The sequence below is a fragment of the Pseudomonas sp. PSPC2-3 genome (assembly GCF_049898265.1).
In the GTDB taxonomy this organism is placed as follows: domain Bacteria; phylum Pseudomonadota; class Gammaproteobacteria; order Pseudomonadales; family Pseudomonadaceae; genus Aquipseudomonas; species Aquipseudomonas veronii.
Map to the genome: position 1 here is coordinate 145875 of NZ_JAFCXJ010000008.1, position 13293 is coordinate 159167.

A 13293-nucleotide genomic window follows, 5' to 3' on the forward strand; every position below is an offset into this window, starting at 1 on the left:
AGAAACCCGGATGATCAAGTCCCGCGCCGCCGTAGCCTTCGAAGCCAAGAAGCCCCTCGAGATCGTAGAAGTGGATGTCGCCATGCCCAAGGCCGGCGAAGTGCTGTTGCGCGTGGTTGCGTCCGGCGTGTGCCATACCGACGCCTACACGTTGTCGGGCGCCGACCCGGAAGGCATCTTCCCGTCGATTCTCGGCCATGAAGGCGGTGCGGTGGTTGAGGCGATCGGCGAGGGCGTGACCTCGGTTGCGGTCGGCGACCATGTGATCCCGCTCTACACCCCGGAGTGCGGCAAGTGCAAATTCTGCCTGTCGGGCAAGACCAACCTGTGCCAGGCGATTCGTGCCACCCAGGGCAAAGGCCTGATGCCCGATGGCACCACGCGTTTCTCCTACAAGGGTCAGCCGATTTTCCACTACATGGGCACCTCGACCTTTTCCGAGTACACCGTGCTGCCGGAAATTTCCGTGGCGAAAATTCCTAAAGACGCGCCGCTGGAAAAAGTCTGCCTGCTCGGCTGTGGCGTCACCACCGGTATCGGTGCGGTGATCAACACCGCCAAGGTCAAGCCCGGCGATACCGTCGCCATCTTCGGCTTGGGCGGTATCGGCCTGTCGGCGGTAATCGGCGCGGTAAAAGCCAAGGCCGGTCGCATCATCGCCATCGACATCAACCCGGCCAAGTTCGAAATCGCCAAGCAACTGGGCGCCACCGACTGCATCAACCCGAAAGACTACGATCGCCCGATCCAGGACGTGATTGTCGATTTGACTGACGGCGGCGTGGACTTTTCCTTCGAGTGCATCGGCAACGTGCAACTGATGCGCGCCGCCCTCGAGTGCTGCCACAAAGGCTGGGGCGAATCGGTGATCATCGGCGTTGCCGGTGCCGGCCAGGAAATTTCCACCCGTCCATTCCAGCTGGTGACCGGCCGCGTCTGGCGCGGTTCGGCCTTTGGCGGCGTGCGTGGTCGCAGCGAGCTGCCCAGCTACGTGGAAATGGCCCAGAACGGCGAGATCCCGTTGGACACCTTCATCACCCACACCATGGGCCTGGAAGACATCAACAAAGCGTTTGATCTGATGCATGAAGGCAAGAGCATTCGTACCGTCATTCACTTCTGAGGTCGGCCATGAGTCTGGAAAACCTGTCGTGCCAGAAGAGCTTCGGCGGCTGGCATAAACGCTACAAGCATCATTCCGAGGTGCTCGGTTGCGACATGACCTTCGCCGTCTACCTGCCGCCGCAAGCGGAGCAGGGCGGCAAGCTGCCAGTGGTGTACTGGCTGTCCGGGTTGACCTGCACCGATGAAAACTTCATGCAGAAAGCCGGCGCCCAGCGCATGGCGGCCGAACTGGGGCTGATCATTGTTGCGCCGGACACCAGCCCGCGTGGTCCTGGGGTGCCGGGCGATCCGGACAACGCCTGGGATTTCGGCCTGGGGGCCGGTTTCTATCTGAATGCCACCCAGGAACCCTGGGCCAAGCACTATCGGATGCATGACTACGTGGTGCAGGAATTGCCGGCGTTGGTTGAGGCGCATTTCCCGGCTTCGCAGAAGCGCGGTATCAGCGGCCACTCCATGGGCGGCCACGGTGCGCTGGTATGTGCATTGCGCAACCCCGGGCGTTACCTATCGGTGTCGGCGTTTTCGCCGATCAACAACCCGATGGATTGCCCATGGGGCCAGAAAGCCTTCTCCCGTTACCTGGGCGAAGAGCGCTCGAAGTGGCGCGAGTGGGACGCTTGCGTGCTGATCAGCGAAGCCGCGGAAAAGCTGCCGTTGCTGGTGGACCAGGGCGACCGCGACGACTTCCTCGCGGTGCAGCTCAAGCCCGAAGCCCTGCAGCAAGCGGCGAAAGCGGCCAACCATCCGCTCGAACTGCGCCTGCAACCGGGCTACGACCACAGCTACTTCTTTATCGCCAGCTTCATCGAAGATCATTTGCGACATCATGGCCGTGCTTTGCTCGGTTAATATGCGACAAAAGTAGGTAGAATCACGCCCTGAATTAAATCGGGGCGTTTTTTTATGCGTATTGGCCACGGCTACGATGTGCACCGTTTCGCTGAAGGCGATTTCATCACCCTGGGCGGCGTGCGGATCGCGCACCACCATGGGTTGCTGGCTCATTCCGACGGCGATGTCCTGCTGCACGCGTTGAGCGACGCCTTGCTCGGCGCCGCGGCGCTCGGCGATATCGGCAAGCACTTTCCGGACACCGACCCGACCTTCAAGGGCGCGGACAGCCGGGTATTGCTGCGCCATGTGGTCGGCCTGATCCACGCCAAAGGCTGGAAGGTCGGCAACGTCGATAACACCATCGTGGCCCAGGCGCCGAAAATGGCCCCCCACATCGAGTCGATGCGCGCGTTGATCGCGGCGGATCTGCACATTGAATTGGATCAAGTGAACGTGAAAGCCACCACCACCGAAAAGCTCGGGTTTACCGGTCGTGAAGAGGGCATCGCGGTACATTCCGTCGCTTTGTTGCTGCGCGCATGAACGACTTGCAACTGCTGGGCCCACGGGCCTATGGCGAGGCCTTGGGCAGCGCCGTGCTGAAGGCTACCGCGGAAGATTTCCAGGTCGACGAAGTGCTCGATATCCCGCTGAGCGGTGAGGGTGAGCACCTGTGGCTGTGGGTGGAAAAGCGTGGCCTCAACACCGAAGAAGCCGCGCGCCGGATCGCCAAGGCCGCCGGCGTGCCGTTGCGCACCGTCAGCTATGCCGGGCTCAAGGATCGCCAGGCGTTGACCCGCCAGTGGTTCAGTGTGCAACTGCCGGGCAAGGCCGATCCGGACCTGAGTGGCGCGGAAAACGACACCCTCAAGATCCTCAAGACCGGCCGCCACAAGCGCAAGCTGCAACGCGGTGCTCATTCGGCCAACGGTTTTACCTTGCGCCTGACGCAACTGGCGGGGGATCACGCGGCCATCGATGCGCGCTTGCAACTGATCGCCCAGCACGGCATTCCCAATTATTTCGGCACCCAGCGCTTTGGCCACAACGGCGGCAATGTGGTGGATGCGCGTGAGTGGGCGGCCCGCAAGGCCTTGCCGGAGCAGCGCAACGTGCGTTCGCGGTTGCTGTCGACGGCGCGCAGTTACCTCTTCAACAAAGTGTTGGCGGCCCGTGTCGCGGACGGTTCCTGGCAGCGTGCGCAGGTCGGCGATCTGCTGGCCTTCACCGACAGCCGCAGTTTTTTCCCGGCGGGGGAGGCTGAATGCAGCGACCCGCGCCTGGCGATCCTCGATCTGCACCCCACCGGACCGCAGTGGGGCGAAGGCGATTCGCCAGCCAGCGGTGCAACCCAGGCGCTGGAGCAGGCGGTTGCCGCCAGTGAGGCCGACCTGCGCGATTGGCTGGTGAATGCCGGCATGAGCCAGGAACGTCGCATTCTGCGACTGCCCATTGGCGGGTTGACGTGGCATTATCCCGGGCCTGACATTCTGCAATTGGAATTCGTCCTGCCGGCCGGATGCTTCGCCACTGTCTTGGTGCGCGAGCTTGTTGATCTGGTGCCGGTGGGGCAGACGGACAGCCCATGCGTATTCTGATATCAAATGACGACGGTGCCACCGCACCCGGCCTCGCCGCGCTTCATGCTGCGCTGGCGGATTACGCCGAGTGCGTGGTGGTTGCCCCCGACCAGGACAAGAGCGGCGCCAGCAGTTCGCTGACGCTCGACCGTCCGCTGCACGTGCACGTTCTGGCCAATGGCTATATCAGCGTGAACGGCACCCCCACCGACTGCGTACACCTGGCGATCAACAGTTTGTTGGATCAGGAGCCGGACCTGGTGGTGTCGGGCATCAACCTCGGCGCCAACCTGGGGGATGACGTGCTGTATTCCGGCACGGTGGCGGCGGCCCTGGAAGGGCGTTTCCTGGGGCGGACCTCGTTTGCCTTTTCGTTGACCTCGCGTCAATTGGACAACCTGCCGACGGCCGCGCATTTCGCGCGCAAGCTGGTGGAGGCCCACGGTTCCCTCGATCTGCCGCCCCGGACGGTGCTTAACGTCAATATCCCCAACTTGCCCCTCGAGCATATTCGCGGTATCCAGCTCACGCGCCTGGGCCATCGCGCCCGCGCAGCGGCGCCGTTGAAGGTGGTCGACCCGCGTGGCAAGGAAGGTTATTGGATCGCCGCTGCGGGCGATGCCGAAGACGGTGGGCCGGGCACTGACTTTCATGCGGTGATGCAAGGCTATGTATCGATTACCCCGTTGCAGCTCGATCGCACCTTCAGTGATGCCTTCAGTAGTCTCGATGGCTGGCTGGAGGACTTGCGCTGATGGCTCGTGAACAAGACGACCTGTTGCGTCGCGGCATCGGGATGACCTCCCAGCGCACCCGCGAGCGTCTGATCCAGCGCCTGTACGAAGAAGGCCTGTCCAACGCCCAGGTACTGGAAGTGATCCGGCGCACGCCCCGGCACCTGTTTGTCGATGAGGCCCTGGCCCATCGCGCCTATGAAGACACGGCGTTGCCGATCGGGCATAACCAGACCATTTCCCAACCGTATATGGTTGCGCGCATGAGCGAGCTGCTGCTGGCGGCGGGCCCGTTGGACAAGGTGCTGGAGATCGGCACCGGTTCCGGCTACCAGACTGCCGTGCTGTCGCAGTTGGTGGAGCGCGTGTTCTCGGTGGAGCGCATCAAGGTGCTGCAGGATCGCGCCAAGGAACGCCTGGTGGAACTGAACCTGCGCAACGTGGTGTTCCGCTGGGGCGATGGCTGGGAAGGCTGGCCGGCGCTGGCGCCGTATAACGGCATCATCGTCACCGCGGTCGCCACCGATGTACCGCAGGCGTTGCTCGATCAACTGGCCCCCGGCGGTCGGCTGGTGATCCCGGTGGGTTCCGGCGAAGTGCAACAATTGATGCTCATTATCCGTGAAGACGAAGGCTTTTCCCGGCATGTGCTCGGCGCCGTGCGTTTCGTGCCGTTGCTCAATGGCCCGCTGGCCTGATCATTTATTCGCGAGCAGTGAATTCTGTTGGCGGCGATGTGTCTTACGGCGGGGTCTATAGAGTCAACATGATCGGTCGTTGGTTTTAAACGCGATGAATCTTTCGTTTCAGTCGTGTGCCAGTAAAAAGCCAATGCCCAGTTATACTTACGACATATTTCAAGCCTGATACAGGCATTCATGTTCAGCCACCACAAAGGGAGCGGCGGGTGAGTCTCACAGGTCTTGCGCAGCGTATGAGTAAAACAAGCTTTCAGCGACTGGTGCTTGGCCTTGTCTTGAGTTCCTTATTGGCGGCTTGTTCGAGCGCGCCTTCCGGGGGCGCGAGGGTGGTTGATCGCACGAATGCCGCGCCGCAGAAGCCGACCGTAACCACGGGGCAGTATGTGGTGCGCAAGGGCGATACGCTGTTTTCGATTGCCTTCCGCTATGGCTGGGACTACAAGGCGCTCGCCGCGCGCAACAATATTCCGGTGCCCTACACGATACATCCGGGTCAGACGATTCGCTTCGATGGACGCACCGGTTCAACACCGACATCAGTGGTGACAAACACCACATCTTCGCCCTCGTCCTCGAGCAAAACCACGATCATCACGCGGCCTGCAGGCAGCGCCGCGCCTGCGGTTGCGAGCAAACCGGCAGCCGCGCCGCTGCCGCCTGCGGGGCCTGCGCCGACCGGCTGGGGATGGCCGTCGAACGGCGTATTGATTGGAAAATTCTCTTCAAACGGTAGTTTGAATAAAGGCATTGATATCGCCGGGGATTTGGGACAGCCTGTTTTAGCTGCATCTGATGGGACAGTGGTGTACGCCGGGAGTGGTTTGCGGGGCTACGGCGAGCTGGTCATCATCAAACACAGCGATACCTACGTCAGTGCTTACGGCCACAACCGTAGGCTGTTGGTTCGGGAGGGGCAGCAGGTCAAAGTCGGACAGACAATTGCCGAAATGGGGTCAACTGGTACAGACCGGGTGAAACTGCACTTTGAGATTCGCCGCCAAGGGAAACCTGTAGATCCTCTGCAATTCCTACCCCGTCGTTGATGTGTTGCCAGCCTGTTCCCTCACGTAGAAGGAACAGGCTCCAGCGTTGCCAAGGATAAAGGCGTCGCTTGAGCTTGAGGTCGAACTCACCAAAGGACTATAACAATGGCTCTCAGTAAAGAAGCGCCGGAGTTTGACATCGACGATGAGGTTCTCCTTACGGAGACCGGCATCGCTATGGAATCGATGTCGAATGAGGGAATGGCTGTACCTTCAGTTCGCACCAAATCCAAGAACTCCACTGCGTTAAAGCAACATAAGTACATTGACTACACGCGGGCGCTCGATGCGACCCAGCTGTACCTCAATGAAATCGGCTTTTCCCCTCTGCTGACTCCCGAAGAAGAAGTCCATTTTGCGCGCTTGTCGCAAAAGGGTGATCCGGCTGGGCGCAAGCGCATGATTGAAAGCAACCTGCGCCTGGTGGTGAAAATCGCCCGACGCTACGTCAATCGCGGGCTGTCCCTGTTGGACCTGATCGAGGAGGGCAACCTGGGCTTGATCCGGGCGGTGGAGAAGTTCGACCCCGAACGCGGCTTCCGCTTCTCGACCTATGCCACCTGGTGGATTCGTCAGACCATCGAACGGGCGATCATGAATCAAACCCGCACGATCCGGTTGCCGATCCATGTGGTCAAGGAGCTCAACGTCTACCTGCGGGCGGCGCGTGAGCTGACACAAAAACTCGATCATGAACCCTCTCCCGAAGAAATCGCCAACCTGCTGGAAAAACCGGTGGGCGAGGTCAAGCGCATGCTCGGTCTTAACGAGCGCGTGTCTTCGGTCGACGTCTCGCTGGGCCCGGATTCGGACAAAACCCTGCTGGACACCCTGACGGATGATCGCCCGACAGACCCTTGCGAGCTGTTGCAGGACGATGATCTTTCCCAAAGCATTGACCAGTGGTTGTCGGAGCTTACGGACAAGCAGCGCGAGGTGGTGATTCGCCGCTTCGGCCTGCGCGGTCATGAGAGCAGCACCCTGGAGGATGTAGGCCTGGAGATCGGCTTGACCCGTGAGCGGGTGCGGCAGATCCAGGTAGAAGGGCTCAAGCGCTTGCGTGAGATCCTGGAGAAGAACGGCTTGTCGAGCGAGTCGTTGTTTCAGTAACGACGCAGTCTGAATGTGGGAGGGGGCTTGCTCCCGATGGCAGTGGATCAGTCACTGGATGTATTGACTGACCCACTGCCATCGGGAGTAAGCCCCCTCCCATATTTTTTGCGCTCATGCATGCCCAAATCCCAGGCATAAAAAAACCCCGCTTTTAAGGGCGGGGTTCTTTCGACTGAGTCAGTACAAGTTAGATAACTTGAACTTCTTCAGCTTGCATGCCTTTCTGACCGCGGGTAGCGATGAAAGAAACCTGTTGGCCTTCTTTCAGGCTTTTGAAGCCGTCGGATTGGATAGCTTTGAAGTGAACGAACAGGTCGTCACCGGATTGTGGAGTGATGAAGCCGAAGCCTTTTTCATCGTTGAACCACTTAACGGTACCAGTTTGGCGATTAGACATGGTGTATCTCCTTGGACAAAGTTAACTGCGACTCAGGAAAAGCCCTGGCCGAGACTGAGTGCAAAGAGCAGGAAAAATTCTTGGAGATGGTTGGATCGAAATTCAACATATCGTGTAGAGATTCTCAGTGACACAAGCAGCACAGTGGCGCCACCTTAACCCTTTTTCCGGAACGTGCCAATGGTATTTCCGAAGGTTTCTCTAATTTCGTGACTGGCGGTGGTATTTACGTCCGTCGTGCACGCCGATTCTGGTCCCGGCCCCAATGGACGCGGCTTGTACAAGGCGGGCATTGATCAACACATTCGTCAACAAAAGCCCCACGCCCTTTGAACCCCAACGCCTGCCCCGGTAAGATGCCCAACAGAATTTTTCCACCTCGCTATCAGGACACCCGCCATGAGCATCAAATCGGACAAGTGGATTCGCCGCATGGCGCAAGAGCACGGCATGATCGAACCGTTCGTTGAGCGCCAGATCCGTGGTGACGACGCCGATCGCGTGATTTCGTATGGTGTTTCCAGCTACGGCTACGACGTGCGTTGTGCCGATGAGTTCAAGGTGTTCACCAATATCAACTCGGCGATCGTCGATCCGAAGAACTTCGACGAAAAGAGCTTCGTCGACGTCAAGAGCGACGTGTGCATCATCCCGCCCAACTCCTTCGCCCTGGCGCGCACCGTGGAGTTCTTCCGTATTCCCCGCGACGTGCTGACCATCTGCCTGGGTAAAAGCACTTACGCGCGCTGCGGCATCATCGTCAACGTGACGCCACTTGAGCCTGAGTGGGAAGGTCACGTCACCCTGGAATTCTCCAACACCACCACCCTGCCAGCGAAGATCTACGCCAACGAAGGCGTGGCGCAGATGCTGTTCCTGCAGTCCGATGAGGCCTGTGAAGTGTCCTATAAGGACCGTGCTGGCAAGTACCAGGGCCAGCGCGGCGTCACCTTGCCACGCGCTTGATCGAAAGCTCCTACGCGTAAAGGGAATTAGTCTGCGGAAAGTGACTCTATTGGGTGTACTGCTTCGGTGCGTGCAATGCGCGCCGAGCCACGCTTGAGGAGTACCTTATGAAGCTCGACCCGCGAATCAGCGCCGAACTCGCCCGGCTTGAACCCAACCAGATTGGCGTGATGGCGTGGTCCCTGATGGCCGACCCTGCCTATGCGGGTGGTCTCCCCGGTCAACCTGACCCGGATTCCCCTGAGCCTACCGAACCTGGCGAACCGACCCTTCCGGACGAGCCGCCACCCGCGCCGATGGCCTGATGCCTGCAGATTGGAATGTGGTCAGTCCTTCCGCGGGCTGACCATCTCTCCTGGCGGCCGATCACAAATATCTGCCGTGTTGCACTCAGTATCCCCAGCAAAGCCCCAAAACGCGGGCAGCGGGCTGCCTGCGCGCTTATCGTGGATTGCCGCGCTCAAGCGCATGGGCCGGCTGGGCGGGCTCTCAGAGCGCTTAGGCGGCGCTGGGGCGTGTGGGAAGATCAGCGAAGGCTTACTTCAGATTGCCACTCAGGAACTGTTGCAGGCGCTCACTTTTCGGGTTGCCCAGCACATCCTCCGGCGTGCCTTGCTCTTCCACCAGGCCCTTGTGCAGGAACAGCACCTGGCTCGACACCTTGCGCGCAAAGCTCATCTCGTGGGTCACCATGATCATGGTGCGACCTTCCTCGGCCAGGCCCTGGATCACCTTCAGCACTTCGCCCACCAGCTCCGGGTCGAGGGCCGAGGTGGGTTCGTCGAACAGCATCACTTCCGGTTCCATCGCCAGGGCGCGGGCGATGGCCACGCGTTGCTGCTGGCCGCCGGAGAGAAATGCCGGGTATTGATCGGCCACGCGGGCCGGCAGTCCGACTTTGTCCAGGTAGCGACGGGCACGGTCTTCGGCGTCTTTCTTACTGCAGCCCAGCACCCGGCGCGGGGCCATGGTGATGTTTTCCAGCACGCTCATGTGGCTCCACAGGTTGAAGTGCTGGAACACCATCGCCAGGCGTGTGCGCAGGCGCTGCAGCTCGGCATCGTCGGCCACGCGCATGCCGTGGCGGTCGCTGACCATGCGGATCGGCTTGTCATCCAGGGTCATCGCGCCGTCGTTGGGGGTTTCCAGAAAGTTGATGCAGCGCAGGAAGGTGCTCTTACCCGAGCCGCTGGCGCCGATCAGGCTGATCACGTCACCGGTCTTGGCCTTGAGCGAGACGCCTTTGAGCACTTCATTGTCGCCATAGCTTTTATGCAGGCCTTCAACGGTCAGTTTGTACATGGGGCGTGCATCCTCAAGGCGAAAGTAGGTAGCCGCTGCGGTAGGCCTCTGAGCCTGCGACATGGCCGATGACCATCCCCGCAGTGGCCATGCGCCGTAGCGAACGGGCGTAAAGCAGGCCGGCGTTTTGACAATGCACAGGCGTTACGCGGTCAGTAATGGGGTCGATGATTTCGGCGATCAGTTGCCCGGCTTCGAGGTACTCGCCGGGCAAGGCGCTGAACACCAGCAGGCCGCCGACCGGCGTCGCCACCGGTTCGACTCCCGCCAGCGGGGTGGCCGGGTAGGGCAGGGCGGGCAGCGGTGCCACGTCGCCGGCAATCGCGCCGAAGTGAATCAGGTAGTCGATGATCGCCTGGCAGTCGAGGCCGGCCAGGCCGTGGTTGACGTCACCCTGGCCGCGCAGCTCGACGGTCACCGAAAAGCTGCCCATGGGGATCGGGAAGCGTTCTCCGAAGCGTTGCTGCAATTGCCACCACACCAGGCTGAAGCACTCATCGAAAGATTGCCCGCCGGAATCGGTGGCCAGCAAGTTGGCCTCCGAGCCGATATAGCGCGCCAACGGCTCCACCTGCGGCCAGGCCTCGGGCGTGGTGTACAGGTGCGCCACGGCTTCGAAATCGCAATGCAGGTCGAGCACCATGTCGGCATCGCAAGCCAGGCGTTGCAGCACCAGGCGCTGGGACTGCAACTGCGTCGCGGCGGTTTGTGCGGCCAGCGCGGTGGAGAGTGCCGTGCGGATCAATTCGACGTTGCGCTGGGGATCATCCCCGAGCACATCCTCGACCCGATCGCCCACCTCTTCACTGAGGTCGACAAACAGGCGATTGAAGTTCTGCCCGCTTTCCAGCTCATAGCGGCCCAGCGGGATGTCCATCAACACTTGTTCGAGGCCCGCCGGGTTGGCGATCGGCACCAGCACTATCTCGCTGCGCAAGCGCCCGGCGGCGACCAGTTGCGCCAGGCGCGCCTTGAGGTGCCAGGCCACCAGCATGCCCGGCAATTCATCGGCATGCAGTGACGACTGGATGTAGACCTTGCGTTCGGCCAGCTCCGGGCCGAAGTGGAAACTGTGAATCTGCCGTGCCGTGCCAGGCACGGGCGCGATCAGTTCATGAACCTGATGACGCATGAAGGCTCCTTAGTGGCTCGGCCCGAGGAAGGCCAGCCAGCGGCGCTCCGCCAGACGAAACAGACCGACCAGGGCAAAGGTCACGGTCAGGTAGATCAGCGCAGCGATGCCGAACGATTGAAAGGTGAGGAACGTGGCCGAGTTGGCGTCCCGGGCCACTTTGAGAATGTCCGGGATCGTCGCGGTAAACGCCACTGTCGTCGAGTGCAGCATCAAAATCACTTCGTTGCTGTAGTACGGCAATGAACGGCGCAGGGCCGACGGCGTGATGACATAGGCGTACAGCTTCCAGCCGCTGAGGCCGTAGGCTTTGGCCGCTTCGACTTCGCCGTGGGCCATGCTGCGGATCGCCCCGGCGAAAATCTCCGTGGTGTAGGCGCAGGTGTTGAGGGCAAAGGCCAGGACCGTGCAGTTCATCGCATCGCGAAAGAACGCATCCAGCACCGGTTGGGCGCGCACGGCGGCGATGCTGTAGATGCCGGTGTAACAGATCAGCAATTGGATATAGAGCGGCGTGCCGCGAAACAGGTAGGTGTAGAACTGCACCGGCCAGCGCACCAAGGGATTGCGCGACACCCGGGCGATGGACAGCGGAATCGACACCAGGAAGCCGATCACCAGCGAGGCGCTGAGCAACCACATGGTCATGGCCAGGCCGGTGATGTGCTGGCCGTCGCTGTAAAGGAATGGGCGCCAGTATTCCTGCAAGAGTTCGATCATCGCACGGCCTCCCGCGAGCCTGCCGAATAGCGACGTTCAAGACGGCGCAGGACAAAGTTGGACGCACTGGTGATCAGCAGGTAGATCAGTGCGGCGATCACCAGGAAGTAAAACAGCTGATAGGTGCTCTTGCCGGCGTCCTGCGCGGCCTTGACCAGATCCGCGAGGCCGATGATCGACACCAGTGCGGTGGCCTTGAGCATTACCATCCAGTTGTTGCCGATGCCCGGCAGGGCAAAGCGCATCATTTGCGGGAAGGTCACGTAGCGAAACCGCTGCCCGCGCTTGAGGCCGTAAGCCGTGGCGGCTTCCAATTGACCACGGGGCACCGCGAGGATCGCGCCGCGAAAGGTTTCGGTGAAGTACGCACCGTAAATAAAGCCCAGGGTGATCACCCCGGCGCTGAATGGGTCGATTTCGATGTAGTCCCATTCCATGAAGTCGGTAAGACCGGTCAGCCAGGTTTGCAGGCTGTAGAAAATCAGCAGCATCAGCACCAGGTCGGGCACGCCACGAATCAACGTGGTGTAGAGCTGGGCGGGAATGCGTAGGAGCGGCAGGCTGGACAGTTTGGCGCTGGCGCCGAGCAGGCCCAGCAACACGCTGACGGCCAGGGACAGCACCGACAACTTGAGGGTCATCCAGGTGCCTTGCAGCAACAGCGGGCCGAAACCCTTCAAACTGAACGCGCTCAGCCCGAGGGTTTGCAACAGTTCTTCGAACATAAATCAGGACCTATGGCGATAAAACAGCGCCCCTCGCGGGAAGGGGCGCCCCAGGCATTATTTGCCGCTGTACAGGTTCAGATCGCCAAAGTGTTTCTTCTGGATGCTGGCGTAGGTGCCATCATCGTGTAACGCTTTGATACCTTTATCCAAAAGGGCCTTCAGCTCAGTGTTACCTTTTTTGATACCGACCGCGGTTTTCGACGGCAGCAATGGGTCGTCGATGGCCGCGCTGACTTCGTAACCGGCACCGGCCGGCGACTTCAGGAAGCCCAGTTCGGCTTGCAGCATGTCCTGCACGGAGGCGTCGAGACGGCCGGAGGTCAGGTCAGCGTAGACCTGGTCCTGGTTGGCGTAGGCCTTGGTGGTTACACCGGCTTTATCCAATACGGCCTTGGCATAGGCTTCCTGGATGGTGCCTTGCTCGTAGCCCACGGTTTTGCCCTTGAGCGACTCAGGCGTGGAGTAGCCGGCGCCCTTCTTGAATACCAGCGAAGTCGGGCCGGAGAACAGCTCGTTGGAGAAGTCGATGGCCTTCATGCGGGCTTCGGTGACGGTCATGGACGAAATCACACCGTCGAATTTGTTGGCTTTGAGGCCTGGAATCATGCCGTCGAAGTCGCTTTCGACCCACTTGCACTTGACCTTCAGCTCAGCGCAGATCGCATTGCCCAGGTCGATGTCGAAGCCCACCAGGCTGCCGTCAGCGGCTTTGGACTCGAACGGCGCGTAGGACGGATCGACACCAAAACGCAATTCCTTGTATTCCTTGGCCAAGGCGGAACCAGCGGCCATGCACAGAGCCAGTGCAGAAAGGGTCAGCAATGCTTTTTTCATTATGTAATCCCTGGAAACCAAGATAAGCGCTTGTGGCGCGTTTAGGACTGTTACTGAACGGTGTCAGACGGATCACAAGTA

16 protein-coding genes are annotated in these 13293 nt (G+C 60.5%); 10 read left to right on the forward strand and 6 right to left on the reverse strand.

The window, feature by feature from the left end:
* Positions 1 to 10 precede the first annotated feature (10 nt).
* The 8 genes from ACP7E3_RS19275 to rpoS all read left to right on the forward strand — a co-directional run bounded on the left by ACP7E3_RS19275 (position 11) and on the right by rpoS (position 7130).
* The gene (locus ACP7E3_RS19275; protein WP_057004721.1) at positions 11 to 1123 is read left to right on the forward strand and encodes an S-(hydroxymethyl)glutathione dehydrogenase/class III alcohol dehydrogenase; all 1113 of its coding nucleotides are present in this window, start codon (positions 11 to 13) and stop codon (positions 1121 to 1123) included.
* A gap of 8 nt (positions 1124 to 1131) precedes the next feature.
* Complete coding sequence (gene fghA, locus ACP7E3_RS19280) at positions 1132 to 1977, forward strand: S-formylglutathione hydrolase (protein ID WP_017844762.1); 846 nt, start codon at positions 1132 to 1134, stop codon at positions 1975 to 1977.
* 54 nt (positions 1978 to 2031) lie between these two features.
* Positions 2032 to 2505, forward strand: a complete 474-nt coding sequence (ispF, locus tag ACP7E3_RS19285) for a 2-C-methyl-D-erythritol 2,4-cyclodiphosphate synthase (RefSeq protein ID WP_017844763.1) — start codon at positions 2032 to 2034, stop codon at positions 2503 to 2505.
* Positions 2502 to 3560: a tRNA pseudouridine(13) synthase TruD gene (truD, locus tag ACP7E3_RS19290; RefSeq protein WP_046384456.1), complete on the forward strand. Its 1059-nt coding sequence runs from the start codon at positions 2502 to 2504 to the stop codon at positions 3558 to 3560. The genes ispF and truD overlap by 4 nt, the downstream gene beginning before the upstream one ends.
* Positions 3548 to 4297, forward strand: a complete 750-nt coding sequence (gene surE, locus ACP7E3_RS19295; protein ID WP_017844765.1) for a 5'/3'-nucleotidase SurE — start codon at positions 3548 to 3550, stop codon at positions 4295 to 4297. The genes truD and surE overlap by 13 nt, the downstream gene beginning before the upstream one ends.
* Before the next feature lie 41 nt (positions 4298 to 4338).
* Complete coding sequence (locus tag ACP7E3_RS19300; protein ID WP_169850588.1) at positions 4339 to 4974, forward strand: protein-L-isoaspartate(D-aspartate) O-methyltransferase; 636 nt, start codon at positions 4339 to 4341, stop codon at positions 4972 to 4974.
* A 209-nt stretch (positions 4975 to 5183) separates the two neighbouring features.
* The gene (locus ACP7E3_RS19305; protein WP_082643844.1) at positions 5184 to 6020 is read left to right on the forward strand and encodes a peptidoglycan DD-metalloendopeptidase family protein; all 837 of its coding nucleotides are present in this window, start codon (positions 5184 to 5186) and stop codon (positions 6018 to 6020) included.
* A 105-nt stretch (positions 6021 to 6125) separates the two neighbouring features.
* Positions 6126 to 7130: an RNA polymerase sigma factor RpoS gene (gene rpoS, locus ACP7E3_RS19310; protein WP_017844767.1), complete on the forward strand. Its 1005-nt coding sequence runs from the start codon at positions 6126 to 6128 to the stop codon at positions 7128 to 7130.
* A 190-nt stretch (positions 7131 to 7320) separates the two neighbouring features.
* On the opposite strand, the gene ACP7E3_RS19315 is transcribed toward rpoS, so the two are convergent.
* Positions 7321 to 7530 carry a cold-shock protein gene (locus ACP7E3_RS19315; RefSeq protein WP_002554837.1) on the reverse strand — a complete coding sequence of 70 codons (210 nt, stop codon included), beginning with the start codon at positions 7528 to 7530 and terminating at the stop codon, positions 7321 to 7323.
* Positions 7531 to 7929: 399 nt separating this feature from the next.
* Here ACP7E3_RS19315 and dcd point away from each other — a divergent pair, with 399 nt between their 5' ends.
* Together dcd and ACP7E3_RS19325 are read left to right on the forward strand one after the other, a co-directional pair.
* The gene (gene dcd / locus ACP7E3_RS19320) at positions 7930 to 8496 is read left to right on the forward strand and encodes a dCTP deaminase (protein WP_017844768.1); all 567 of its coding nucleotides are present in this window, start codon (positions 7930 to 7932) and stop codon (positions 8494 to 8496) included.
* Positions 8497 to 8603: 107 nt separating this feature from the next.
* Complete coding sequence (locus tag ACP7E3_RS19325) at positions 8604 to 8801, forward strand: hypothetical protein (RefSeq protein WP_046490227.1); 198 nt, start codon at positions 8604 to 8606, stop codon at positions 8799 to 8801.
* A 232-nt stretch (positions 8802 to 9033) separates the two neighbouring features.
* Here ACP7E3_RS19325 and ACP7E3_RS19330 read toward each other — a convergent pair whose 3' ends face one another.
* From ACP7E3_RS19330 to ACP7E3_RS19350, 5 genes are read right to left on the reverse strand one after another with little or no spacing between them, the layout of a single operon-like run.
* Positions 9034 to 9798 carry an ABC transporter ATP-binding protein gene (locus ACP7E3_RS19330; protein WP_010563548.1) on the reverse strand — a complete coding sequence of 255 codons (765 nt, stop codon included), beginning with the start codon at positions 9796 to 9798 and terminating at the stop codon, positions 9034 to 9036.
* Between the two features lie 13 nt (positions 9799 to 9811).
* The gene (locus tag ACP7E3_RS19335) at positions 9812 to 10930 is read right to left on the reverse strand and encodes a succinylglutamate desuccinylase/aspartoacylase family protein (protein ID WP_169864453.1); all 1119 of its coding nucleotides are present in this window, start codon (positions 10928 to 10930) and stop codon (positions 9812 to 9814) included.
* 9 nt (positions 10931 to 10939) lie between these two features.
* Positions 10940 to 11650: an ABC transporter permease gene (locus tag ACP7E3_RS19340; RefSeq protein ID WP_426124091.1), complete on the reverse strand. Its 711-nt coding sequence runs from the start codon at positions 11648 to 11650 to the stop codon at positions 10940 to 10942.
* Positions 11647 to 12375 (reverse strand): ABC transporter permease, encoded by a 729-nt coding sequence (locus ACP7E3_RS19345; RefSeq protein WP_426124093.1) that lies wholly within the window; start codon positions 12373 to 12375, stop codon positions 11647 to 11649. The genes ACP7E3_RS19340 and ACP7E3_RS19345 overlap by 4 nt, the downstream gene beginning before the upstream one ends.
* Before the next feature lie 57 nt (positions 12376 to 12432).
* Positions 12433 to 13212: a transporter substrate-binding domain-containing protein gene (locus ACP7E3_RS19350; protein ID WP_046384451.1), complete on the reverse strand. Its 780-nt coding sequence runs from the start codon at positions 13210 to 13212 to the stop codon at positions 12433 to 12435.
* Positions 13213 to 13293 lie beyond the last annotated feature (81 nt).